Origin of the sequence: Motilibacter peucedani (genome assembly GCF_003634695.1) — a bacterium.
Lineage (GTDB): Bacteria > Actinomycetota > Actinomycetes > Motilibacterales > Motilibacteraceae > Motilibacter > Motilibacter peucedani.
The window spans coordinates 280604-303613 of record NZ_RBWV01000014.1 but is presented as its reverse complement, the minus strand read 5'-3'; the positions used below and the strand labels follow the sequence as shown (position 1 = coordinate 303613).

At 75.0% G+C, this 23010-nt stretch carries 21 protein-coding genes; 13 read left to right on the top strand and 8 right to left on the bottom strand.

Features of this window, described 5'->3' with window-relative positions; translation table 11 throughout:
* The first annotated feature begins 23 nt into the window (after window positions 1-23).
* The 3 genes from CLV35_RS16400 to CLV35_RS16390 are packed head-to-tail and all read left to right on the top strand — an operon-like array spanning window position 24 to window position 3701.
* Window positions 24-2630 (top strand): ATP-binding protein, encoded by a 2607-nt coding sequence (locus tag CLV35_RS16400; protein ID WP_121194567.1) that lies wholly within the window; start codon window positions 24-26, stop codon window positions 2628-2630.
* A gap of 11 nt (window positions 2631-2641) precedes the next feature.
* Window positions 2642-3115, top strand: coding sequence for a pentapeptide repeat-containing protein (locus CLV35_RS16395; RefSeq protein WP_121194566.1), 474 nt, complete (start codon window positions 2642-2644; stop codon window positions 3113-3115).
* Window positions 3116-3125: 10 nt separating this feature from the next.
* Complete coding sequence (locus CLV35_RS16390) at window positions 3126-3701, top strand: isochorismatase family protein (protein WP_121194565.1); 576 nt, start codon at window positions 3126-3128, stop codon at window positions 3699-3701.
* Between the two features lie 5 nt (window positions 3702-3706).
* Here the strand turns inward: CLV35_RS16390 and CLV35_RS16385 are convergent, their stop codons facing one another.
* On the bottom strand, window positions 3707-4153 hold the full coding sequence (locus CLV35_RS16385; RefSeq protein WP_231121948.1) for a GNAT family N-acetyltransferase: 447 nt from the start codon (window positions 4151-4153) through the stop codon (window positions 3707-3709).
* A 28-nt stretch (window positions 4154-4181) separates the two neighbouring features.
* A complete protein-coding gene (locus CLV35_RS16380; protein ID WP_121194563.1) occupies window positions 4182-4658 on the bottom strand; it encodes a gamma-glutamylcyclotransferase family protein in 477 nt (158 codons plus the stop codon).
* 59 nt (window positions 4659-4717) lie between these two features.
* On the opposite strand from CLV35_RS16380, the gene CLV35_RS16375 reads away from it, so the two are divergent.
* From CLV35_RS16375 to CLV35_RS16365, 3 genes are all read left to right on the top strand, one after another.
* The gene (locus tag CLV35_RS16375; protein WP_121194562.1) at window positions 4718-6082 is read left to right on the top strand and encodes an NAD(P)H-quinone dehydrogenase; all 1365 of its coding nucleotides are present in this window, start codon (window positions 4718-4720) and stop codon (window positions 6080-6082) included.
* 62 nt (window positions 6083-6144) lie between these two features.
* Window positions 6145-6621 carry a MarR family winged helix-turn-helix transcriptional regulator gene (locus CLV35_RS16370; protein WP_121194561.1) on the top strand — a complete coding sequence of 159 codons (477 nt, stop codon included), beginning with the start codon at window positions 6145-6147 and terminating at the stop codon, window positions 6619-6621.
* Window positions 6618-7604, top strand: coding sequence for a zinc-binding dehydrogenase (locus CLV35_RS16365; protein WP_231121947.1), 987 nt, complete (start codon window positions 6618-6620; stop codon window positions 7602-7604). The genes CLV35_RS16370 and CLV35_RS16365 overlap by 4 nt, the downstream gene beginning before the upstream one ends.
* Here the strand turns inward: CLV35_RS16365 and CLV35_RS16360 are convergent.
* Together CLV35_RS16360 and CLV35_RS16355 are read right to left on the bottom strand one after the other, a co-directional pair.
* Window positions 7601-9370 carry an acetyl/propionyl/methylcrotonyl-CoA carboxylase subunit alpha gene (locus tag CLV35_RS16360; RefSeq protein ID WP_121194560.1) on the bottom strand — a complete coding sequence of 590 codons (1770 nt, stop codon included), beginning with the start codon at window positions 9368-9370 and terminating at the stop codon, window positions 7601-7603. The genes CLV35_RS16365 and CLV35_RS16360 overlap by 4 nt on opposite strands.
* Window positions 9371-9426: 56 nt before the next feature.
* The gene (locus CLV35_RS16355; RefSeq protein ID WP_231121946.1) at window positions 9427-10050 is read right to left on the bottom strand and encodes a Maf family protein; all 624 of its coding nucleotides are present in this window, start codon (window positions 10048-10050) and stop codon (window positions 9427-9429) included.
* A gap of 77 nt (window positions 10051-10127) precedes the next feature.
* Between CLV35_RS16355 and CLV35_RS16350 the strand changes: the two genes are divergently transcribed.
* From CLV35_RS16350 to CLV35_RS16330, 5 genes are read left to right on the top strand one after another with little or no spacing between them, the layout of a single operon-like run.
* Window positions 10128-11087: an ABC transporter ATP-binding protein gene (locus tag CLV35_RS16350; protein ID WP_183062040.1), complete on the top strand. Its 960-nt coding sequence runs from the start codon at window positions 10128-10130 to the stop codon at window positions 11085-11087.
* Window positions 11084-11989 carry an ABC transporter permease gene (locus CLV35_RS16345; RefSeq protein ID WP_121194557.1) on the top strand — a complete coding sequence of 302 codons (906 nt, stop codon included), beginning with the start codon at window positions 11084-11086 and terminating at the stop codon, window positions 11987-11989. The genes CLV35_RS16350 and CLV35_RS16345 overlap by 4 nt, the downstream gene beginning before the upstream one ends.
* Window positions 11986-12918, top strand: a complete 933-nt coding sequence (locus CLV35_RS16340) for an ABC transporter ATP-binding protein (RefSeq protein ID WP_121194556.1) — start codon at window positions 11986-11988, stop codon at window positions 12916-12918. The genes CLV35_RS16345 and CLV35_RS16340 overlap by 4 nt, the downstream gene beginning before the upstream one ends.
* 2 nt (window positions 12919-12920) lie before the next feature.
* The gene (locus tag CLV35_RS16335) at window positions 12921-13655 is read left to right on the top strand and encodes an ABC transporter permease (RefSeq protein WP_121194555.1); all 735 of its coding nucleotides are present in this window, start codon (window positions 12921-12923) and stop codon (window positions 13653-13655) included.
* Window positions 13645-14835 carry an MFS transporter gene (locus CLV35_RS16330; RefSeq protein WP_121194554.1) on the top strand — a complete coding sequence of 397 codons (1191 nt, stop codon included), beginning with the start codon at window positions 13645-13647 and terminating at the stop codon, window positions 14833-14835. The genes CLV35_RS16335 and CLV35_RS16330 overlap by 11 nt, the downstream gene beginning before the upstream one ends.
* On the opposite strand, the gene gndA is transcribed toward CLV35_RS16330, so the two are convergent.
* From gndA to CLV35_RS16310, 4 genes are all read right to left on the bottom strand, one after another.
* Window positions 14832-16298 (bottom strand): NADP-dependent phosphogluconate dehydrogenase, encoded by a 1467-nt coding sequence (gene gndA, locus CLV35_RS16325; protein WP_407938217.1) that lies wholly within the window; start codon window positions 16296-16298, stop codon window positions 14832-14834. The two genes, CLV35_RS16330 and gndA, sit on opposite strands and share 4 nt — an antisense overlap.
* Window positions 16299-16353: 55 nt before the next feature.
* Window positions 16354-17595, bottom strand: a complete 1242-nt coding sequence (locus tag CLV35_RS16320) for a Bcr/CflA family efflux MFS transporter (protein ID WP_121194552.1) — start codon at window positions 17593-17595, stop codon at window positions 16354-16356.
* A gap of 62 nt (window positions 17596-17657) precedes the next feature.
* Window positions 17658-17879: an acyl-CoA carboxylase subunit epsilon gene (locus tag CLV35_RS16315; RefSeq protein ID WP_121194551.1), complete on the bottom strand. Its 222-nt coding sequence runs from the start codon at window positions 17877-17879 to the stop codon at window positions 17658-17660.
* The gene (locus CLV35_RS16310) at window positions 17876-19477 is read right to left on the bottom strand and encodes an acyl-CoA carboxylase subunit beta (RefSeq protein WP_121194550.1); all 1602 of its coding nucleotides are present in this window, start codon (window positions 19475-19477) and stop codon (window positions 17876-17878) included. Before CLV35_RS16310 ends, CLV35_RS16315 begins: the two co-directional genes overlap by 4 nt.
* Window positions 19478-19497: 20 nt before the next feature.
* Here CLV35_RS16310 and CLV35_RS16305 point away from each other — a divergent pair, with 20 nt between their 5' ends.
* Entirely contained in the window at window positions 19498-20295 is a 798-nt protein-coding gene (locus CLV35_RS16305; RefSeq protein ID WP_231121945.1) for a biotin--[acetyl-CoA-carboxylase] ligase, read from the top strand.
* 161 nt (window positions 20296-20456) lie between these two features.
* On the top strand, window positions 20457-23009 hold the full coding sequence (locus CLV35_RS16300) for a glutamate--cysteine ligase (RefSeq protein WP_121194610.1): 2553 nt from the start codon (window positions 20457-20459) through the stop codon (window positions 23007-23009).
* Window position 23010: the final 1 nt, after the last annotated feature.

Below are 23010 nucleotides of genomic sequence, written 5' to 3'. Positions count from 1 at the left end.
CGCCCGCGGTGGGACAGTGAGCCGTGGCCGAGCTGCTCGAGCGCACGGAGCTGCTGGCCGGGATGGACCAGGCCCTCGAGGCCTCGGCCCGTCTCGGCCAGGTCGTGCTGGTCGCGGGCGAGGCGGGCATCGGCAAGACCGCGCTCGTACGCCGCTTCGTCGACGGCCACGCGGGTGCCCGGGTGCTCACCGGCCTGTGCGACCCGCTGCTGACGCCGCGTGCGCTCGGCCCGCTGCACGACATCGCGCGATCCACCGGCGGCCGGCTCGCCGAGCTGCTCGGCTCGGGCGCCCGGCGCGAGGCGGTGTTCGACGCCCTGCTCGACGAGCTCGGCGCCGGGCAGCCGCCGCGCCGCCCGCAGGTGGTGGTGGTCGAGGACGCGCACTGGGCCGACGCGGCGACGCTCGACCTCCTGGTGTTCCTCGGCCGGCGCTGGGAGGGCGTGCCCGCGGTGCTCGTCGTGACCTACCGCGAGGACGAGCTCGGCACCGGCCACCCGCTCCAGCTGGCGCTCGGCACGCTGCCCACCGCACTGCTGCGTACGCTGCGGCCCGCGCCGCTCTCGAGCGCGGCGGTCGCCGACCTGGCCCGCAGGGCCGGCCGGCCCCCGGCAGGCGTCCACGCGCTGACGGGCGGGAACCCCCTGCTGGTCACCGAGTCCCTCGCGGGAGGCGGCGACGGGGTGCCGTCGCCGGTGCGCGACCTCGTGGCCGGCCGGCTCGCGGCCCTGTCGCCCGCGGCGCGCGAGGTCGCCCGGCTGGCCGCGGTCGTCCCGACCGCGACCGAGCTCTGGCTCCTGGAGTCCGCGCTGGGCCCGCGCACCGCGGAGCTCGAGGAGTGCGCCGACCGCGGGCTGCTGGTCGTCGGGGACCAGACCACGACGTACCGCCACGAGCTCCTGCGCCGGGCCGTGGCCGACTCGCTGTCGCCGCTGCGGCGCAAGGAGCTCAACCGGCGCGTGCTCCAGGTGCTCACCGCGGCGGCGGGGGACCGGCAGGTCGACCCGGCCCGGGTGGTGCACCACGCCCGCGAGGCCCAGGACGCCGCCGCGGTCACGCGGTTCGCCCCGGCGGCGGCCGAGGCGGCCGCGGCGGTGGGCGCGCACCGCGAGGCGGCCGGCCACTACGAGGCGGCGCTGGCGCACACCGACGCCCTGCCGCCCCAGGCCCGTGCCGAGCTGCTGGAGGGCTTCGCCTTCCACGCCTACGTCCTCGGCCGGATCGACGACGCGCTCGCCGCCCGCCGGGCGGCCGTCCAGGAGCGTCGCGCGCTGTCACAGCCCGAGCGCGTCGGCGAGGACCAGCGCTGGATCTCCCGGCTGTGGTGGTGGGCAGGGTCCGGCGAGCAGGCGCTGCTGGCCGCCGACGAGGCGATCGCGGTGCTCGAGGGCCTCCCGCCCGGGCGGCAGCTCGGCATGGCCTACAGCGCCAGGTCACAGCTCGACATGCTCGCCAGGCGCTTCGGTGCGGCGGTCGGGTGGGGGCGGCGCGCGCTCGAGGTCGCGGCCGCGGTCGGCGACCAGGAGACGGTGACCCACGCGCTGATCAACATCGGGACGGCCCGGCTCACCGAGGGCGAGCCCGGCGGCGGTGACGACCTGCAGGAGGCCTTCGCGCTCGCCGTGCGCGAGGGCCTCCCCGACCACGCGGTGCGGGCGCTGGTCAACCTGGCCTGCATCCACGTCGACGAGCACCGCTTCGCCGAGGGGCTGCAGGTGCTCGAGCGGGCGATCGCCTTCGCCGACGACCGCGAGCTCGAGGCCTACGCCGACTACCTGCTCGCGGTCCGCGGCCGGGTGCGCCTCGACGTCGGCGACTGGCCCGGTGCCGAGAGCGACGCCCGCGCCGCGCTCTCGCGGCTGCACCAGCGCGGGGTCAGCGTCGTCCCGGCCCTGGTCACGATGTCGCGCCTGCTCACACGTCGGGGCGAGGCCGGCGCCGAGGCCCTCGCCCTGCTCGACGACGCGGACAGCCGGGCCCGCGGCACGGGGGAGGTGCAGCGCGTCGGCCCCGTGGCGGCGGCGCGGCTCGAGGCGGCGGAGCTGGCGGGTGCGCCGCTGCCCTTGAGCGACGTGGTCTCGGCCTTCGAGCTGGCCGTCGAGCAGCACGAGCCGTGGTACGCCGGCGAGCTGGCCTGGCGGCTCGGCCGGGCCGGCGTGGCCGTCGAGGCGCCGGACTGGGTGGCGCAGCCGTACCTCCTGCTGGTGCGTGGCGACCGGGTCGGCGCGGCCGCGGCCTGGGAGCGGCTCGGCTGCCCCTACGACGCCGCGGAGGCGCTCGCCGGGGGCGACGACGCGCAGGCGCTGCAGGCGCTCGCGGTGTTCGACTCGCTGGGTGCCGCGGCTGCCGCCAGGCTCGTACGCCGCCGGCTGGCGGCCTCCGGAGCGGTCCCCGTGCCGCGCGGGCCGCGCCCCTCGACCGCGGCGAACCCTGCGGGGCTCACCGACCGGCAGCTCGACGTGCTGCGGCTCGTGGCCGACGGGCGGAGCAACGCCGAGATCGCCGCCCGGCTGACGCTCTCGGTGCGCACCGTCGACCACCACGTCTCCGCGGTGCTGCTGAAGCTCGGCGTGACCTCGCGCCGCGAGGCGCGGGACCTGGCCGAGCAGTGGGTGTCCGAGCAGTCCTAGAGTGCGCGGGCATGGACGTGGACGAGCTCGACCTCGACGGCGCGAGCTTCGCGGGCGAGGAGTTCTACGACCTCGACCTCACCGAGGCGGCGTCGACGGGGTCCACGTTCGACCGGTGCGCGTTCCGCGGCGTCCGGTTCAACTGCTCGACCCACACCGACTCGGCCTTCACCAACTGCACCTTCGTCCGCTGCTCGTTCTTCGACGCGCGGTTCGTGCGCACGAAGATGACCGGCAGCCGCTTCGAGGAGTGCACCTTCGACCTCCTGCAGGTCGACGGCGGCGAGTGGTCGTTCGTGGCCTTGCGGCACGCCGAGCTCGGCAAGGCGAGCTTCGAGGGCGTGCGCATGCGGGAGGCCGACCTGCGCGGCTCCGACCTCTCCTCGCTCGACGCGCGCGCGACCACGGTGGCGGGGGCGAAGGTGAGCTACGACCAGGCGGTGGTGCTGGCGGCTGCCCTGGGCTTCGACGTGCTGCCTGCATAGGCTGGCGGGCATGTCGCAGGGTCTGCTCGTCGTCGACGTCCAGAACGACTTCACCGAGGGCGGCTCGCTGCCCGTGGACGGCGGCGCAGCCGTCGCCGAGGCGGTCGGCGCCTGGGTGCGCGAGCGGCGCAGCGCCTACACAGCCGTCGTGACCACCCAGGACTGGCACGTCGACCCGGGCACCCACTTCGCCGCCGAGCCCGACTTCGTCACCACCTGGCCGGTGCACTGCGTCGCGGGCACGCCGGGCGCCGAGCTGCACCCGGGCCTGGGCGACGGCTTCGGCGAGCTGGTCGACGTGGCCGTGCGCAAGGGAGAGCGGGCCGCCGCCTACTCCGGCTTCGAGGCGGTGACCGCCGAGGGCGAGGGGCTCGCCCGCTGGCTCGAGCGGCACGGCGTGACCGCCGTCGACGTCGTGGGCATCGCGACCGACCACTGCGTACGCGCCACCGCCCTCGACGCCGTCGCCGCCGGCCTCGCGACGCGGGTGCTGCTGCCGCTGACCGCGGGCGTCGCTCCCTCCACCACCGACGCCGCGCTCGTCGAGCTGCGCGACGCGGGCGTCGAGGTGGTCACCGCGCTCTGAGGCGGTCAGGGCTCGAGGCGCACTTCGTACTGCACGTAGTCGGTGAGCGAGCCGACCGAGTCGTAGAGCCGGCGGGCGCGGGCGTTGGACTCCTCGGTCACCCAGAAGACCCGGCGCCAGCCGCGCTCGCCGGCACGGCGTACGAGCTCGCCGATCAGCGCGCGCCCCACCCCGCGGCCGCGGGCGTCCTCGGCCACCGCGAGGTCCTCGAGGTAGCAGTCGTCGGCGGTGTCCCAGGTGCTGGGCCCGACGATGCAGTGCGCGAGGCCGAGCAGGCGGCCGTCGGGCGCGAAGGCGCCGAGCCCGAACATCTGCGGGTGCGGCGCCGGCCCGGTCAGCCGGTCCCAGAGCGCCGAGGTCCCCTCCGGCGGGAGGTCCTTCTGGTAGTAGGCGAGGTAGCCGGCCCACACCTCGCCCCAGCCGTCGCGGTCGTCGGCTCGCAGGTCGCGCACGAGGGGGGCGTCCTGGACGAGGGGAGCCTCAGGCATCGAGGGCCCCCGGCCCGGTCGACAGGCACGGGCGGGCGCGCAGGTCGGCGACGTAGTCGCTCGGTGCCCCGGCGGCGTAGGCCGCGTCGGCCAGCATCCCGATGTAGCGCGCGCTCGGCAGCCCGCCCTCGTAGGCGTCGAGCACGTAGAGCCACGCGGTCTCGTCGCCGTCGAGCGTGTGCACCCGCACGCGCAGCTTGGTGAACAGGCCCGTGCCGCCGTCCTCCCACTCGTCGAGCGACGGCTCGTCCTCGCGCGCGACGTCGTAGAGCATCACGAAGACCTGCGAGGCGGGGTCCTCCGGCGCCTCGACGACGGTCGCGAAGGCGCCCTCCCACGAGAGGTTCTCGCCGCCGAAGGTCAGGCGCCAGCCGACCAGCCAGCCGGTGCCGCGGGCCGGGGAGTGCGGCGCTCGGGCGGCCATGCGCTGGGGGTCCAGGTTGCTGCCGTAGGCGGCGTAGAGGGGCACGAGGGCTCAGCCTAGAGCCGCGCGCCGCACGCCCGGCGCAGGCCAGGCAGAATGGCAGCGTGGCGAACCAGCAGCGCATCATCGTCCTGGGCGGCGGCCCTGGCGGCTACGAAGCGGCCCTGAGCGCGGCCCGCCTGGGCGCCGACGTCACCGTCGTGAGCGACGGGCTCGGCGGCTCCGCCGTCCTGACCGACTGCGTCCCCTCCAAGACGCTCATCGCGGTCGCCGAGGTGGTCACCCTGGCGAGCGAGAGCGCCGGGCTCGGCGTCCGCATCGACGCCCCCGTCACCGTCGACCTCGCCGCGGTCAACACCCGCATCAAGAAGCTCGCCGAGGCGCAGTCCGCCGACATCGGCACCCGGCTCGCTGCCGAGGGCGTGCGCGTCGTCGACGGGCGCGGGCGGCTGGACGGCGCCTCGCGGGTGCTCGTCGGCGACACCGCGTTCGAGGCCGACGCCGTGCTGGTCGCCACCGGGGCGCACCCGCGCGTGCTGCCCCAGGCCGTCCCCGACGGCGAGCGCATCCTCACCTGGGAACAGCTCTACGACCTCGAGGAGCTGCCCGAGCGGCTGGTCGTCGTCGGGTCCGGCGTCACCGGCGCCGAGTTCGCCTCGGCCTACAACGCCCTCGGTTCGCAGGTCACGCTGGTCTCCAGCCGCGACCGGGTGCTGCCCGGCGAGGACAGCGACGCGGCGCACGTGCTCGAGGAGGTCTTCGCCCGGCGCGGCATGACCGTGCTCGGCCGCTCGCGCGCCACCTCCGTCACCCGCACCGCCGACGGCGTCGTCGTCGGCCTCCAGGACGGCCGCACCGTCGAGGGCACGCACTGCCTGCTCGCCGTCGGCTCCATCCCCAACACCGCCGGCATCGGGCTCGAGGAGGCCGGCGTCACGCTCGACCGCGGCGGCTACATCGAGGTCGACAAGGTCTCGCGCACCTCCAACCGCGGCATCTACGCCGCCGGCGACTGCACCGGCGTGCTCATGCTCGCCTCGGTGGCGGCCATGCAGGGCCGCATCGCGATCTGGCACTCGCTGGGAGAGGCGCTCTCGCCGCTCAAGCTGCGCGAGGTCTCCTCCAACGTCTTCACCGACCCCGAGATCGCCACCGTCGGGTGGTCGCAGACCGCCGCCGACGAGGCCGGGCTCGCCGCCACGACGCTGACGCTCTCGCTGCACGGCAACGCACGCGCCAAGATGCAGGGCATCGACGAGGGCTTCGTCAAGCTCACCTGCCGCACCGAGAGCCGACTGGTGCTCGGGGGTGTCATCGTGGCCCCGCGCGCCAGCGAGCTGATCCACGTCGTCGCGACCGCCGTGTCGCTCGGGCTGACGGTCGACCAGCTGGCCAAGGCGTTCACGGTCTACCCGTCGCTGAGCGGCTCGATCGCCGAGGCGGCGCACCAGCTGCACCAGCGCGCCTAGCTCGTCGCACCAGAGGTGCGTTCCGTGGAACAGATCCGGCGCGGCGCGCCTTGGTCTGTTCCATGGAAGATGATTCCGAGGAAACCGGACTGCTGTGGCCGGTGTTCAACGCCTTCGTACGCGTCGAGACCGAGGTCTGGAACGCGCTCGACGCGCGGCTGCGCTCCGAGCACCAGCTCACCCTCGGCCGCGTCGAGACCATGCAGGTGCTGCAGGACATCGGCCCCTGCCGGGTCAACGACATCGCCGAGGCGCTGGTCATCACCGTCGGAGGCGTGAGCAAGATCGTCGACCGGGTCGAGGCGGCCGGCCACTGCCGGCGCCGCTCGCACCCCGACGACCGTCGATCCTCCCTGGTCGAGCTGACGCCCGCCGGACGTCGCGCGCTCGCGAGGGCCACCGGCACGCTCGAGGCCGAGCTCTCCGCCCGGTGGGAGGGCGTCCTGACGCTCCGTCAGCTGCAGCAGCTGCGCACCATCCTCGGCCGGCTGCGCCCCGCAGCGCCGAGCCTCACCACGAACGAGAAGAGGAACTCATGAGCACGTCGAGCATGCGAGCCGTCGTCCTGGACGCGCCCGGAGCCCCCGAGGCCCTGACCGTGCGCACCCTGCCCGTGCCGACCCCGACCACCGGGCAGGTGCTGGTCCGCGTGCGGGCCTTCGGGCTCAACCGCTCGGAGCTGCACACCCGGCTCGGCCTTGCCGTCGGGGTGACGTTCCCGCGCGTGCTGGGGATCGAGGCCACCGGCGAGGTGGTGAGCGCACCCGGTGGCGAGTTCGCTCCTGGGCAGCAGGTCGTGGCCATGATGGGCGGCATGGGCCGCACCTTCGACGGCGGCTACGCGGAGTACGCCTGCGTGCCCGTCAGCTCGGTCGTGCCGTTCGAGAGCGCGCTCGACTGGGGCCTGCTCGGTGCGGTGCCCGAGATGCTGCAGACCGCCCACGGCTCGCTGACCGTCGGGCTCGACGTCCAGCCCGGCCAGACGCTGCTCGTGCGCGGCGGGACCTCGTCGGTGGGGCTCGCCGCCGCCGTTCTCGCCGGGCGACGGGGGCTGCGCGTGCTCGCCACGACCCGCAGCGCCGAGCGGGCCGCCGCCCTCGAGGCGGTCGGGGTCGACGACGTCGTGGTCGACGACGGCAGCATCGCCGCGCGCGTGCGCGAGCTGGTGCCGGGCGGGGTCGACGGCGCCCTCGAGCTGGTGGGCGCGCCGACGGTGCGCGACACCCTGGCGGCGACGGCGGTCCACGGCGTCGTCTGCTTCACCGGCATGCTCTCGAACTCGTGGGTCCTGCCGGACTTCTACCCCAACGACTGGATCCCGCGCGGCGTGCGGCTGACCGCGTACTCCGGCGACGCGTCCGACCTGCCTGCCGAGGTGCTCCAGGAGTTCCTCGACGCGGTCGCGGCGGGCGAGGCGCGCGTGCCGGTCGGGCACGTCTACGACGGGCTCGGCTCGGTCGTGCAGGCGCACCGCGACATGGAGGCGGGCACCTACGCCGGCAAGCTGGTCGTCCGGCCCTAGGGCGTCGTCACGTCGCAGATCTTCGCACCGCTGGCGACGGTGTCGCCGACCGAGGCGCTGAGCCCGGTGACGACGCCCGCCTTCGGGGCGGTGAGCGGCTGCTCCATCTTCATGGCCTCGAGCACGACGATCAGGTCGCCCTCGGCGACCTGCTGGCCGTCCTCGACCGCGACCTTGACGATGGTGCCCTGCATCGGCGCCGTGACGGCGTCGCCGCTCGCGACGGCCGGGGTGCCGCTCGAGGCGGACCGGCCACGGCGTACGCGTGGGCGCACCCGCCCGCTCGCCGACGCGACCGAGGCGGCACCGGCGGTCACCCACTCGGGGATGACGACCTCGAGGCGCTTGCCGCCGACCTCGACGACCACGTGCTCGCGGTCGGCCTGGCCGTCGGGGAAGACGTGCGGGCCGGCGTAGGCGTCGAGGTCGAGCCGCGCCTCGGTCTCGATCCAGCGGGTGTGGACGCGGAAGGGCTCGTCGGTGAAGTCGGGCGCCTGCAGCACCGCGCGGTGGAACGGCAGCGCGGTGGGCAGGCCCTCGATCTGGAACTCCGCCAGCGCCCGGCGGGCGCGGCCGATCGCCTGCTCGCGGGTGGCCCCGGTGACGACGAGCTTGCACAGCAGCGAGTCGAAGGCGCCGCTGACCTCGGAGTTCTTCGCCACGCCGGTGTCGAGGCGCACGCCCGGGCCGCTCGGCGGGCGCCAGCGGGTCACGCGGCCGGGCGCGGGCAGCCAGTTCCTGGAGGGGTCCTCGCCGTTGACGCGGAACTCGATGGAGTGCCCGCGGACCTCGGGGTCGTCGTAGCCGAGCGGCTCGCCCTCGGCCAGCCGGAACTGCTCGAGCACGAGGTCGATGCCGGAGACCTCCTCCGACACCGGGTGCTCCACCTGCAGGCGGGTGTTGACCTCGAGGAAGGAGATGGTGCCGTCGGTGCCGACGAGGAACTCGCAGGTGCCGGCGCCGACGTAGCCCGCCTCGCGCAGGATCGCCTTCGACGCGGAGTAGAGCGTCGCGTTCTGCTCGGCCGACAGGAACGGCGCGGGCGCCTCCTCGACGACCTTCTGGTGACGGCGCTGGAGCGAGCAGTCGCGCGTGCTGACGACCACCACGCCGCCGTGGGCGTCGGCGAGGCACTGGGTCTCGACGTGGCGCGGCCGGTCGAGGTAGCGCTCGACGAAGCACTCGCCGCGCCCGAACGCCGTGACGGCCTCGCGGACGGCGGAGTCGTAGAGCTCGGGGATCTCCTCCATCGTGCGCGCGACCTTCATCCCGCGCCCGCCTCCGCCGAAGGCCGCCTTGATGGCGATCGGGAGGCCGTTCTGACGGGCGAAGTCAACGACCGCCGCGGCGTTGGGCACCGGGTCGGGCGTGCCGGGCACCAGGGGTGCACCGACCTTCTCGGCGATGTGGCGGGCGGTGACCTTGTCGCCGAGGGAGCGGATGGCGTTCGGCGGCGGCCCGACCCAGGTGAGCCCTGCGCCGATGACGGCCTCGGCGAAGTCGGCGTTCTCGGAGAGGAAGCCGTAGCCCGGGTGCACGGCGTCGGCACCGCTCTGCTCGGCGATGCGCAGCAGCTTGGCGATGTCGAGGTAGGACTCGCCGGGCGTGCTGCCCTCGAGGGAGTAGGCCTCGTCGGCGATGCGCACGTGCATGGCGTCGCGGTCGGGGATCGCGTAGACGGCGACGCTGGCGATGCCGGCGTCGCGGCAGGCGCGGGCGACCCGGACGGCGATCTCGCCGCGGTTGGCGATCAGGACCTTGCGCAACGCGCGCCTCTCTGCTCGACGACTGCCCGCTGGGGTGGCGGGCCCGACGGCACACCCTAGCCGCGCGGCCCCGCTGCGGGCGACGACCACAGCGCGTGCCACGGCACGCCGAGCGCCATGAACAGCTCGCGCAGCAGCGGCAGGCTGATGCCGACGACGTTGTGCGGGTCGCCGTCGACGCCCGTGACGTAGGCGCCGCCGAGCCCGTCGAGCGTGAACGCGCCCGCCACCGCGAGCGGCTCGCGCGTGGCGAGATAGGCCTCGACCTCGTCGTCGGTGACGGCGGCGAAGTGCACCGTCGTGCGGGCGCCGCGCGCCAGCTGCGCGCCGCCGGGCGCCACGACGCAGTGCCCGGTGTGCAGCACCCCGGAGCGCCCGCGCATCGCGCGCCAGCGCTCGCGCGCGTCGTCGAGGTCGCGCGGCTTGCCCAGCGCCGCGCCGTCGAGCTCGAGGACCGAGTCGCAGCCGACGACGTACGCGTCGGTGCGCTGCGCCGCCACCGCGCGGGCCTTGCGGGTGGCGAGCTCCAGGGCCAGCTCGGCGGGCGGGCCGCTCACCAGCGACTCGTCGACGCCGCTCACCTGCACCTCCGGCTCGACGCCCGCGGCGCGCAGGGTGGCCAGCCGAGCCGGCGAGGCGGAGGCGAGGACGAGGCGCACGGTGCCCGGGGAGGATGCCACGGCGCGAGGCTAGCGACCCTCGGCGTAGGGGAGATCCCCGATGCCCGGGGACCCCCTGCGCGCCTAGGGTTGCGGCCATGACAGATGCCGCCCCCGCGCTGAGCTGCGTGTCGGTGGGCAAGCGCTTCGGCGACGTGCTGGCGCTCGACGACGTGAGCCTCAAGATCCGGGCGCCGGCGACCGGCCTGCTGGGCGCCAACGGCGCCGGCAAGTCGACGCTGATGAAGGTCGCGCTCGGCCTGCTGGTGCCCGAGCACGGCCAGGTGCGCGTGCTGGGCCTCGACGCCGCCACCATGCGCGACGAGGTCCGCCGCCGCGTCGGCTACATGCCCGAGCACAACTGCCTGCCCACCGACATGTCGGCCCAGGACCTCTGCGTCCACATCGCCCAGCTGCGCGGGCTCAGCCGCCGCGACGCCCGCCGCCGCGCCTCCGAGGTGCTCTTCGCCGTCGGCCTGGAGGAGGAGCGGCGCCGGTCCATCGACACCTACTCCCTGGGCATGCGCCAGCGCACCAAGCTGGCCCAGGCCCTGGTGCACGGGCCCGACCTCGTCGTCCTCGACGAGCCGACCTCCGGCCTCGACCCGGCCGGCCGGCGCGAGATGCTCGCCATCGTGCGCCGGCTCTCGCGCGAGCTGCGGATGTCGGTGCTGGTCAGCTCCCACGTGCTCGACGACATCGAGCAGACCTGCGACGAGGTCGTCGTCCTGCGGGCCGGGCGCCTGGCCGCCCAGCAGGCGGTCGAGGCGGCACCGCGCACCGGTCCGGTGTCCCTGCGCGTGACGGGCGAGCTCGGCAGCTTCGCCGCGGCGCTCAACGAGGCCGGCGTGCCGACCTACCCGACTCCGGCCGGCGACATCGGCATCGCTGTGGCCGGCGACGACGTGCTGCGCCTGGTGCAGCAGGTGGCGGTCGAGCGCGAGGTCGGCATCCTGCGGCTGGCCGACGAGGGCGACCGCCTCGAGGACGCGGTCGTGGCGGCCATGTCACCCACCGCCGGAGCACCTCTGGGCGCACCCGAAGGAGCCACGGCATGAGCGCCGGCACGAGCATCGGCACCGACAAGCCGCAGGCGGTGATCCACGACGTCCGCTACTCCCGCTTCGAGGGCCAGCTGCGCCCCCGCCGCTCGGCGGTGCTCGCGCTCGCCCGCTCGTCGGCTCTTCGCGCGCTGGGCATCCGGCGCAGCGCCGGGGCGAAGATCTGGCCGTTCCTGCTCGTCGCGGCGGCGTTCGCGCCGGCGGTCGTCTCGGTCGGCGTGCCGCTGCTGCTCAACGAGGTCGGCGTCAAGGGCCCGCTCGACGTCCTGAAGTACTCCGACTCCGTCGACATGCTCACCCCGATCCTCATCGCCTACGCCGCGAGCACGGTCCCCTCGCTACTCACCCGCGAGCGCCGCGACGGCGTGCTCTCGCTCTACTTCTCGACGGCGGTCTCGCCCGGCGAGTACGTCGTCGGCAAGGTGCTCGCTGCCGTGGCGGTGCTCTCGCTGGTGACGTTCTTCCCGCTGCTGCTCATGCTGGTGGGCGGCATCGTCGTGGCCGACTCGCCCGTCTCCTACGCCCGCCACCACGGCAGCGACTGGGGCAAGGTGCTGCTCGTCGGGCTGGTGGTCAGCCTCTTCCACGCCGCGATCGGCCTCGGGCTCGGCTCGCTCACCGCGCGACGGGTCTTCGCGGTGGGCGGCTACGTCGCGCTGATGCTCGTGCCGACCGTGCTGTTCGGGGTGCTGTTCGCGATCACCAGCTCCCGAGGTTTCCTCGCCCTGGTGCTCGCCGGGGTGCCGCCGCGGCTCGCCGAGGTCGTCTTCGGCGACCAGACGGGCGTGGACACCACCCAGGTGCCGCCGACCGGCGCGTGCTGGGTGGTCTGGGCGCTGGTCGTGGTGGCCGGCTTCGGCACCATGGTCCTGCGCTACCGCAAGGGGGCCGCGACGTGAGCGCCGCTGTCGAGTTCGACCGGGTGTCGAAGTGGTACGGCGACACCGTCGCGCTCTCGGACGTGTCGTTCGCGCTCCAGCCGGGCGTCACCGGCCTGCTCGGCCACAACGGCGCCGGCAAGTCGACGACCCTGTCGCTGCTGGCGGGCTACACCGACGTCAGCCAGGGCAGTGTCCGCGTGCTCGGGCGCGACCCGCGCCGCGACCCGAAGGTGCACGAGGGCCTCGGCGTGGTGCCCGACTCCGAGGGCCTCTGGCCCTTCCTCACCGCCCGGCAGACCGTGACGATGCTGGCCAGCCAGCGCGGGGTGCAGGACGCGGGCGAGGCGGCGACGCTGGCGCTCGCGCGGGTGGGGCTCAGCGACGCCGCCGACCGCAAGGTGCAGGGGTTCTCCAAGGGCATGCGCCAGCGGGTGAAGCTGGCGCAGGCGCTGGCCCACGACCCCGAGGTGCTGCTCCTCGACGAGCCGCTCAACGGGCTCGACCCGGCCCAGCGCCGGCTCGACGTCGAGCTCGTGCGCAAGCTCGGCGCCGAGGGCCGCACGGTGCTGGTCTCCTCGCACGTGCTGACCGAGGTCGAGCGCATGGCCGACCGCCTGCTGGTCGTGGTCAACGGCCGGCTGGTGGCCGAGGGCACGGGCGCGGGCATCCGCGACCTGATGACCGACCGGCCGCGCAGCGTACGCATCGACACCGACGACCCCCGCCGCCTCGGCGGGGTGCTGCTCGCCGAGGGCGTCGTGAACTCGGTCGAGCTCGAGGACGGAGTGCTCACGGTGCAGACCCTCCAGGCCATCCGGCTGGCGACCCGGCTGCCGGCCCTCGCCACCGACGCCGGCGTGCTCCTGCGCCGCGTCGAGCCGCAGGGCGAGGACCTCGAGAGCGTCTTCTCGGCGCTCACCTCCTCCGCGAGGGGGGTCGGCCGGTGAGCATGTTCGGACTGGGCCTGCGGGCCCTGCTCTTCCGCAGCCGCACGATCGCGCTGGCCCTGCTGCCCCTGGTCGTCGGCGCTATCTGCGCGGCCCTGGCCTTCTCGGCGCAGCAGTCCGACCTCGAGCGCGTCTACCCGCGCCTCGGTGCCGACCTGTTCGTCTCCCAGCTGGTCGCGCTTGTCGCGCTGGTGCTCGGGGTCAACGCCTTCGACGACGAGCGCGACAGCGGCACCCTGCCGCTCCTGCTCGCCACCTCGACGCCGCGCTGGCGCATCGTCGGCGCCAAGCTCGTGGCGGCCTGGGTCGCGACGGTGCTCATCTCGCTGCCCGGGCTGGTCGGCTGCGCGCTGCTGGGCTCGCAGGCGGGGCTGTCCACCGGGGAGGTGTGGGGGAGCCTGTTCGGGGCCCTGCTGCTGAGCGCCGCCGGCTACGTCGCGGTCTTCGTGCTGCTCTCGCTGCTGACGGCGCGCAGCCTGCTCATCGGCCTGGGCTACGTGGTGGTCTGGGAGGGCTCGTTCGCGACCTACGTGAAGTCGCTGCGCAACCTCTCGATCGGGTCGTTCGGGCGCCGGCTGATCGGGTCGCTCTACCCGGACAAGGGCATCCCGTTCAAGGTCGCCGACGTCGGGGTGACCGGCGCGGTCGTCGTGCTGGTGGCGGTCTCGGCCGTCGCCGCGGTGCTGGCGGTGCGGCGGCTGCCGCACGTCGACGCGACCGCCTCCGGTGCCGGCTGACCCCGCCGGACGGCGGGCCCTCGTCTGCCTCGCTGCGGCGGTCTTCCTGCTGGGGACCGCCGACGCGATGACCGGGGCCTACCTCGTGCTGTTCGGCTTCGACGAGGTCGGCCTCTCGCCGGTGGCCATCGGCGTGCTGTCCTCGACCGGCGCGCTGGCGTCGATCGTCGCCAGCTCGCGCGCCGGCCGCGGGTTCGACCGGAGGCCGTCACGCGCGTACGCGCTCGGTGCCGTCGCCGCGGGCGCGGTGGGCTACGCAGCGGTGAGCGTGACGCGGTCGTACGCGGTGCTCCTCCTGCTCGTGCTGCTGCCCCTCGGGGCCCTGGGCGCCGCGTTCCCGCAGCTGTTCGCGCTCGCCCGGCTGGTGCTCGGGGACGGCGAGGCGGGGCAGCGCTCGGCGCCGCTGCTGCGCTCGGTGTGGTCGCTCGCCTGGGCGCTGGGGCCGCTGCTGGGCGCGCTCGTCCTGCACGCGAGCGGCTACACCGCGCTGTTCGCGGTCGCCGCGGCGGTGCTGGCGCTCACCGCGGTCGTGGTGCTAGGGGTACCAGAGCCTGCCTCCGCTGCCCCGCCGTCGCCGGAGGGGGACGGCGCGGAGGGTGCCGTGCTGGTCGCCGGCGCGCGCGTCGCGGTGCTCGCCTCCAGCGTCACGCTGTTCTTCACCGCGATGTTCGCGGGCTCCGTGGCGCTGCCGATCTACGTCACCCACGGCGGGGCGCACGGCGCCGACTTCGTCGGGCTGCTGTTCAGCGCGTGCGCCGCGGTGGAGGTCGTCGCCGCACTGGCGCTCGCAGCGGCACCGGCGCGGGTCTCCCAACGGGCGCTCATCACCGGATCGACGGTCGCGTTCGCCGCCTACTTCGCCGTGACGGCGAGCACGCACGACGCCACGGTGCTGCTGCTCGCGCAGGTGCTGCGCGGCACGGGCATCGCCGTGGTGGGAGCGGCCGGCATCCGGTTCTTCCAGGACCTGCTCGCGCCCGCCACGGCGCGCGCCACGACGCTGTTCTCGAACGCCACCATCGCCGGCTCGCTGGTCTCCGGCGTGCTGGCCGGTGGCTCGGTGAGCGCGGTGGGCGCGCGGCCGACGCTGGCGCTGTGCGGCCTGCTCGCGCTGGTGTCGGCCACGGTGTTCGCCCTCGCCTCGCGGCCGGCGCGCCGGGCCGCCCCCCGCCCGGCCTAGTGCGTCGAGGGCACCGTCTCGATCTCGCTCCGGTCGCCCGACCACAGCGTGTGGAAGACCTTGTCGCTGTCGACGCGCGAGTAGGTGTGGGCGCCGAAGAAGTCGCGCTGCGCCTGGATGAGCGAGGCCGGCAGCCGCTCGGAGGCGAGCGAGTCGTAGTAGCTCAGCGCGGAGGCGAAGCCGGGCACGGGGATGCCCGACAGCGCTGCCTTGGCGACGATGCGGCGCCACGCCGCCTCGCCCTCGGCCACCGCGCCGGCGAAGAACTCGTCCTCGAGCAGCGTCGTGGTGCCCGGGTTCTTGGCGTAGGCCTCGACGATGCGGTTGAGGAACCGCGCGCGGATGATGCAGCCGCCGCGCCAGATGCGGGCGACGGCGCCCTTGTCGATGTCCCAGCCGTACTCCTTCGCGCCGGCGACGATCGCGTCGAAGCCCTGGGCGTAGGCCACGACCTTCGAGGCGTAGAGCGCGCGCTGCACGTCGTCCTCGAACCCCTCGCCGGGCTCCTGCACCTCGGGCCGGCTGCGGACCGCGGCGCGCACGGCCGCCCGCTGGTCGGGCTTGCTCGACACCGCGCGGGCGAAGACCGCCTCGGCGATGCCGCCGACCGGCACGCCGAGCCCGACGGAGTTCTGCACGGTCCAGACGCCGGTGCCCTTGGAGCCCGCAGCGTCGAGGATGACGTCGACGAGCGGCTCGCCGGTCTTCGCGTCGCGCTGGCGCAGCACCTGCGCGGTGATCTCGATGAGGTAGCTCTCGAGCTCGCCCTGGTTCCACGTCTCGAAGACGTCGGCGATCGCCTCCGGCTCGTGGCGGCCGACCCGCCGCAGCAGGTCGTAGGACTCGGCGATCAGCTGCATGTCGGCGTACTCGATGCCGTTGTGGATCATCTTGACGAAGTGGCCGGCGCCGTCGGTGCCGATGTGGGTGACGCACGGCTCGCCCTCGGCGACCGCAGCGATCGACTCGAGGATGGGGCCCAGCGTCTCGTAGGCCTCGGCGGAGCCGCCCGGCATGATCGAGGGCCCGTGCAGCGCGCCCTCCTCGCCGCCCGAGATGCCGGTGCCGACGAAGTTCAGCCCCTTCTCGCGCAGGGCGGCCTCGCGCCGGATGGTGTCCTGGAAGTTGGCGTTGCCGCCGTCGACGATGATGTCGCCCGGCTCGAAGACCTCGACCAGGGCGTCGACCACCGCGTCGGTGCCGCGCCCGGCCTGCACCATGACGATCGCGGTGCGCGGCTTGCTCAGCGAGGACGCGAACTCCTCGATGCTCGAGGACGCGACGAAGCCCGCCTCGGGGTGCTCGCGCAGCAGGGTCTCGGTGCGCTCGGGCGAGCGGTTGTAGACCGCCACGGTGTTGCCCTCGCGGCTCGCGAGGTTGCGGGCGAGGTTGGCCCCCATGACCGCGAGTCCTACCACACCGATGTTGGCCTGCCCGGCCGCTGCGTCTGCCATGGCGCCCATCCTGTCGGGCGGCCCTTCGCCGCACAACAGGACGCAGGGGCAGCAGGTACGCGGCTCAGCTCCGCGCGCGTCGTCCCGGCAGCACGACGCACAGCAGGGCGCCCGCCGAGCTGGCCAGCAGCACGGTGGCCATGGAGGCGGCGCTGCCGCCGTCGACCGCCCCGACCAGCGGCGCGGTGAGCCCGCCGCTGACCCAGCCGACGAAGCCGCTCAGCGCGACCGCGGAGCCGGCGGCGCCGTCCTGGGCGCTGAGGCCCAGGGCGCCGCAGTTGGGCCGCACCAGACCGGTCGCGACGAGCAGGCCGAACAGCCCGGCGAGGACGCAGGCGAGCGGCGCGTGCAGCAGCACGGCCGCCAGCACGACGACGCCCGAGGCGACGCTCCCGACGAGGCCGACGAGCAGCAGCGCGCGGGGGTCGAAGCGGCCGACGAGGGGGGCGTTCAGCGAGCCCGTGGCCACGACGCCGAGCGCGTTGAGACCGACGACGGAGGAGTACTGCTGCGCCGAGAGGCCGTAGCCGTCCTGCAGCGCGAACGCCGACCCTGCGAGGTAGGCGAAGACCGCGCAGTTGGCCAGGGAGCCGGCGGCGAGGTAGGTCATGAACCCGCGCATCCGGGCCAGCCGGCCGAACGCGCGCAGCGTCGCCTGCAGGCCCGCCTCGCGGCGGTGGGCCCGGTCGAGGGTCTCCGGCAGCCAGCGCGCCACCACCGCCAGCGACACGGCGCCGAGCACAGCCAGCCCGACGAAGATCCCGCGCCAGGGCACGCAGCGCAGCGCCTGCGCACCGAGCACCGGCGCGAGGACCGGGCCCGCGCCGGTGATCAGCGTGAGCAGCGAGAACGCCCGCGCGGCGTCGGCGTCCCGGGCACGGTCGCGCACGACCGCCGCGCCGACGCAGGTGGCGGAGCCGAGCAGGCCCTGCAGGAGGCGGAAGACGAGCAGGGAGGCGCCGGACCAGGCCAGCGCGCACAGCGCCGACGACAGCACGAAGCCGAGCAGCCCCACCAGCAGCGGCGGGCGGCGCCCGTAGCGGTCGCTCAGCGGGCCGGCCACCAGCTGGCCGACGGCCAGCCCGGCCATGCAGGAGGTCAGCGAGAGCGCCGCGCCGGCGTGGGTGGTGCCGAGGTCGGGCGCGATCGTGGGCAGCGCAGGGAGGTACGCGTCGATGGCCAGCGCCGGCAGCATCGTCATCGTGCCGATGACCACGAGCAGGCGCAGCGGCAGCGCCTGCTGCGCGGCCGCGGCCGGGACCGGGGCCGGGAGGCGGGGCTGGACAGGGGCGGTGGACTGCGGCACGACCTGTTGTCGGGCGCAGCACCCGCGCGCTGAAGCGCTGCGCGGCTACCGGGGGCGGCGGCCTACCGCAGCGCGCGCGACCAGGCTCCCGGGCCCGGGCGCAGCGGTGCACGCACCAGTGCCGAGCGGTCGGCCCAGCCCGGCGAGGTCGGCGCCGGGCGCCGCTCGCGGGCGCCCTGCCCTCGCGTCACCAGCACGGCCACGAGCGCGGCCAGCTCCTCCGGCTCCGCGTCGCCGCGCACCACCGACACCGGCTCCACGCCGCCGTCCTCGCTGCCGCTCACAGGGGGATGTTCCCGTGCTTCTTCGGCGGCATGCTCTCCCGCTTGGTGCGCAGCAGCCGCAGGGCCTTCGTGATCGCCGCGCGCGTCTCGGACGGCGCGATCACGCCGTCGATGTGGCCGCGCTCGGCCGCGACGTAGGGGTTGGCGAAGGCGTCCTCGTACTCCTCGACCAGGCGCGCGCGGTCGGCGTCGGCGTCGGCGGAGTCCTTCAGGGCGCGCCGGTGCAGGATGTTGACCGCCCCCTGCGCCCCCATGACCGCGATCTGCGCCGTCGGCCACGCCAAGTTGAGGTCGGCCTTGAGGTGCTTGGAGCCCATGACGAGGTAGGCGCCGCCGTAGGCCTTGCGCGTGATGACCGTCAGCTTCGGCACCGTCGCCTCGGCGTACGCGTAGATCAGCTTCGCGCCGCGCCGGATGATGCCGTCCCACTCCTGGGCGGTGCCGGGCAGGAAGCCGGGCACGTCGACCAGGGTGAGGATCGGGATGTTGAAGGCGTCGCAGGTGCGTACGAAGCGCGCGGCCTTCTCGGAGGCGTCGATGTCGAGCGTGCCGGCGAAGTGCGTGGGCTGGTTGGCGACGACGCCGACGGTCCGGCCCTCGACCCGGCCGAAGCCGATCTTGATGTTGGGCGCGAACCACTGCTGGATCTCGACGAAGTCGCCGTCGTCGACGATGGCCTCGATCACGGTGCCCATGTCGTAGGGCACGTTCGGCGAGTCGGGCACGAGGGCGTCGAGCTCGAGGTCGTGCTCGCCCGGCTCGAGGTCGACCGGCGTCGCGAAGTCGGGCGGGTCCTCGAGGTTGTTGCTCGGCAGGAACGAGAGCAGGGCGCGGACGTACTCGAGCGCGTCCTCCTCGCTCTCGGCGAGGTAGTGCGAGTTGCCCGAGGTGGTGTTGTGGGTGCGGGCGCCGCCGAGCTCCTCGAAGCCGACCTCCTCGCCCGTGACCGTCTTGATGACGTCGGGGCCGGTGATGAACATGTGAGAGGTGCCGTCGACCATCACGGTGAAGTCGGTCAGGGCGGGGGAGTAGACCGCGCCGCCCGCGCACGGCCCGAGGATCACCGAGATCTGCGGGATGACGCCGCTGGCGGCCACGTTGCGGGAGAAGATCTCGCCGAACATCGACAGGGCGTCGACGCCCTCCTGGATGCGGGCGCCGCCGCCGTCGTTGAGGCCGACGACCGGGGCGCCGGTCTTGAGCGCGAGGTCGAGCAGCTTGACGATCTTCTCGCCGTGGCGCTCGCCGAGGCTGCCGCCGAACGCGGTGAAGTCCTGGCTGTAGACGTAGACGAGGCGGCCGTCGACCGTGCCGTAGCCGGTCACGGCCCCGTCGCCGTAGGGGCGCTTGCGCTCGAGCCCGAAGTCGGTGGCGCGGTGGCGCGCGAACTCGTCGAGCTCGACGAAGCTGTCCTCGTCGAGCAGCAGGGCGATGCGCTCGCGGGCGCTGAGCTTGCCGCGGGCGTGCTGGGCCCGCTCGGCCAGGGCGCCGGCCTCGCGCACCGAGGCGCGCCGCGCCTCCAGGTCGGCGAGGCGTCCGCGGGTCGAGCGCGGCTCGGGCGCGTCGGAGAGGCCGGGCGCACCGGCGGGCGTCGTCATAGGTCCCTTAGCGTATCCGCGTGCCGAGCGCCTCCCGACCCCCGATCGACTCCTCCGCCGTGTCGCGCGCCCTCGAGGCGGCCGGCGCCGGGCACTGGCGGCTCGCCGTCGTCGCCGAGACCGGCTCGACCAACGACGACCTGGCAGCGGCCGCGCGGGCGGGCGAGCCGCCCGGCGCGGTGCTGGTCGCCGACCTCCAGACGGCTGGCCGCGGCCGGCTGGGCCGGCGGTGGGCAGCACCCGCCGGCTCCTCGCTGGCGGTCTCCGTGCTGGTGCGCCCGGGCGTCGCCGCCGACGCGTGGGGCTGGCTGCCGCTGCTGACCGGCCTGTCGGCGGCCGAGGCCGTCGCGAGCACCACGGGGCTCGACGCCCGGCTCAAGTGGCCCAACGACGTGCTGGTCGGCGGCCGCAAGCTGGCCGGGCTGCTCGCTGAGCGGGTGCCGTCCCCGGCCGGCGACCTCGCCGTCCTCGGCATCGGGCTCAACACCGACCTCGGCGCCGACGAGCTGCCCGTGCCGACGGCGACCTCGCTGGCGCTCGAGGGCGCCGCGGTCACCGACCGCACCCCGGTGCTCGCGGCGCTGCTGGTCGCGCTCGCGCGGCGGCTCGCCGCCTGGGAGGGTGCAGCGGGCGACGCGGTCGCGTGCGGTCTCGCCGACGCGTACGCCGCCCGTTGCGACACGCTGGGCCGCCGCGTACGCCTCGAGCTGCCCGGGGCGCCGGCGCGGGAGGGCACGGCGGAGGGCGTCGACGCCGACGGCCGGCTGGTCGTCGACGGCACGGCCTACGCTGCCGGTGACGTCACGCACCTGCGCTGAGAGGCCAGGAACCGCGGATTTCACGGGCCCACAACATCCCGGACACATCGTCGGGTCACCGTGACACCCTTCGGACGAGGGGAGCTGCCATGTCGGGCGACGTGGAGGAGCGGCCGCTGAGCGCACCGGCGCCCGGCGGGGTGTTCGCCGGCACGCGCACGATGGGCGTGGAGGAGGAGTTCCACGTCGTCGACCTCGCCACCCGCGAGCTGGTGGGGCGCGCGCCCGAGCTGCTCGAGCGGCTGCCGGAGCAGTCCTACTCGGCCGAGCTGCAGGCCAGCGTCGTCGAGACCAACAGCGGCGTCCACACCACGCTCGCCGGCCTGCGCGCCGACCTCGTCGCCCTGCGCGCCCGGCTCGCGCAGGTGGCCGAGGAGAGCGGCCTGGGCGTGGTCGCGGCCGGGACGGTGCCGCTGGTCGACGCCGAGCGCAGCGCCATCACCCGCACGGCGCGGTTCACGCGGATGCTCGAGGACTACCAGATGCTGGTCCGCGAGCAGCTGATCTGCGGGGCGCAGGTCCACGTGCAGGTCGACGACCGCGACCTGGCCGTCGCGGTCGCGCAGCGCGTCGCCCCCTCGCTGCCGGTGCTGCTCGCGCTCACGGCCAGCTCGCCCTACTGGATGGGGGCCGACAGCGGCTACGCCAGCGTGCGCAGCCTGGTCTGGCAGCGCTGGCCCACCGCGGGCTCGCCCGGGTCGCTGGCCTCGGCCGCCGACCACGACCGCCTCGTCACCGACCTCGTCGCGAGCGGGACGATCAGCGACCCCAAGATGATCTACTTCGACGTCCGGCCCTCGCCCCACCTGCCGACGCTCGAGCTGCGGGTGTGCGACGCGTGCCCCGACGTCGACGACGTCGTGATGCTGGCCGGGCTGTTCCGCGCGCTCGTACGCCGCGAGTGCGACGCCCTCGCGGCCGGGCAGCCCGCCGTCGTGCCCGAGCCGCCCCTGCTGAGGGCGGCCAGCTGGCGGGCCGCGCGCTCCGGTCTCGAGGGCCAGCTCGTCGACCTGACGGGCACCCCGCGCCCGGTGCCCGCCGAGCTCGCGGTGACCGGTCTGCTCGAGCGCCTCGCGCCCTACCTCGAGGCCGACGGCGACGAGGCGCTGGTGAGCTCGCTGGTCGAGCGCGCGCTCGCGCGGGGCAGCAGTGCCGCGCAGCAGCGCCGCGCCTACGAGCGGCGCGGCCGCCTCACCGACGTCGTCGACCTGCTGCTGGAGCAGACCCGCGGCGAGGCCTCGCCGGAGGCCGAGCGCCCGGCGCACGGGGGAGGTGCGCTCCACGCCGCGTACGCAGCGGCCGGCGACGAGGTGTTCGAGCCCTCCGGCACCGTCCGGGCGCCCTACCGCGCGGTGGTCGACGCGCTCACGGCCCTCGGACCGGCCGGGATGCGCCAGCGCGAGGCCGCCCGGGACGAGGAGCAGCGGACGCACGGCGTCACGTTCACGCTCTCGGGAGAGGCCGGCACCCGGCTGTTCCCGGTCGACCTCGTGCCCCGGGTCGTGCCGGCCGACGACTGGGCGATGCTCCAGCGCGGGCTGACCCAGCGCGCCCGCGCCCTCGACGCCTTCCTGCACGACGTGTACGCCGGGCGCGAGATCGTGCGCGACGGCACCGTGCCGGCCTGGGTCGTCGACAGCGCTCCGGGGCTGCGCCCGACCGGCGCGCTCGCGCACCACCAGCGGGTGCGGGCGCACGTCTGCGGCATGGACCTCGTGCGCGACGAGCGCGGGTGGTACGTGCTGGAGGACAACCTGCGCGTGCCCTCCGGGCTCGGCTACGCCGTCCAGAACCGCCGGCTCACCCGCGCCGTGGTGCCCGAGCTGGCCGTACCCGCCGAGGTCCTCGACACCGAGCCGGCGCCCAGGCTGCTGCTGAGAGCGCTGCAGGACGCGGTGCTCCCGGGTGCGGGCGACGATCCCGGCATCGTGCTGCTCAGCGAGGGCCCGGCGGGCTCCGCGTGGTTCGAGCACTCGCTGCTCGCCCGCGAGATGGGCGTCCCCGTCGTCGTCACGACCGACCTGGTCGTCGAGGAGGGCCGGGTGCTGCTGCAGCAGCACGGCGTGCGCACGCCGGTCGACGTGATCTACCTGCGCGTCGGCGAGGAGACGCTGCTCCACTCGCCGGGCGGCGACGGCCGGCCCCTCGGGCCGCCGCTCTGGGCTGCGCTCGACGCCGGTGCCGTCGCGCTGTGCAACGCGCCGGGCAACGGCGTCGGCGACGACAAGGCGGTCTACAAGTACGTCCCCGAGATGGTCCGCTACTACCTCGGCGAGCAGCCGGTCCTGCAGAGCGTGCCGACGTTCCTCTGCGGGGTCGAGGCCGACCGCGCGGAGGTGCTCGCCCGGCTGCCCGAGCTGGTGCTCAAGCCGGTCGACGGCTACGGCGGCGAGGGCGTGCTGATCGGCCCGACGGCGAGCGGGGAGGAGATCGACACCGCGCGGCGCCAGATGCTCGCCGCCCCGCACCGCTGGATCGCCCAGGAGACCGTGCAGCTCTCGACGCACCCGGCCTTCGACGGCGAGCGGCTGGACCCGCGCCACGTCGACCTGCGCGCGTTCGTGCTGCTGGGCGAGGAGAGCGTGGTGGCCCCCGCGGCGCTCAGCCGCGTCGCGCCCGCCGGGAGCATGGTCGTCAACTCCTCGCGCGGCGGCGGCTCGAAGGACACCTGGGTCGTGGGCGCCGCGGGCGCTGCAGGAGCATCGTCGGCGTGAA

What these genes read in the sequence shown, in the direction of transcription:
- CLV35_RS16395 (WP_121194566.1), top strand. Translation starts at nt 2,642, where the DNA reads ATGGACGTGGACGAGCTCGACCTCGACGGCGCGAGCTTCGCGGGCGAG.
- CLV35_RS16390 (WP_121194565.1), top strand. Translation starts at nt 3,126, where the DNA reads ATGTCGCAGGGTCTGCTCGTCGTCGACGTCCAGAACGACTTCACCGAG.
- CLV35_RS16370 (WP_121194561.1), top strand. Translation starts at nt 6,145, where the DNA reads ATGGAAGATGATTCCGAGGAAACCGGACTGCTGTGGCCGGTGTTCAAC.
- CLV35_RS16365 (WP_231121947.1), top strand. Translation starts at nt 6,618, where the DNA reads ATGAGCACGTCGAGCATGCGAGCCGTCGTCCTGGACGCGCCCGGAGCC.
- CLV35_RS16350 (WP_183062040.1), top strand. Translation starts at nt 10,128, where the DNA reads ATGACAGATGCCGCCCCCGCGCTGAGCTGCGTGTCGGTGGGCAAGCGC.
- CLV35_RS16345 (WP_121194557.1), top strand. Translation starts at nt 11,084, where the DNA reads ATGAGCGCCGGCACGAGCATCGGCACCGACAAGCCGCAGGCGGTGATC.
- CLV35_RS16335 (WP_121194555.1), top strand. Translation starts at nt 12,921, where the DNA reads ATGTTCGGACTGGGCCTGCGGGCCCTGCTCTTCCGCAGCCGCACGATC.
- gndA (WP_407938217.1), bottom strand. Translation starts at nt 16,298, where the DNA reads ATGGGCGCCATGGCAGACGCAGCGGCCGGGCAGGCCAACATCGGTGTG.
- CLV35_RS16310 (WP_121194550.1), bottom strand. Translation starts at nt 19,477, where the DNA reads ATGACGACGCCCGCCGGTGCGCCCGGCCTCTCCGACGCGCCCGAGCCG.
- CLV35_RS16300 (WP_121194610.1), top strand. Translation starts at nt 20,457, where the DNA reads ATGGGCGTGGAGGAGGAGTTCCACGTCGTCGACCTCGCCACCCGCGAG.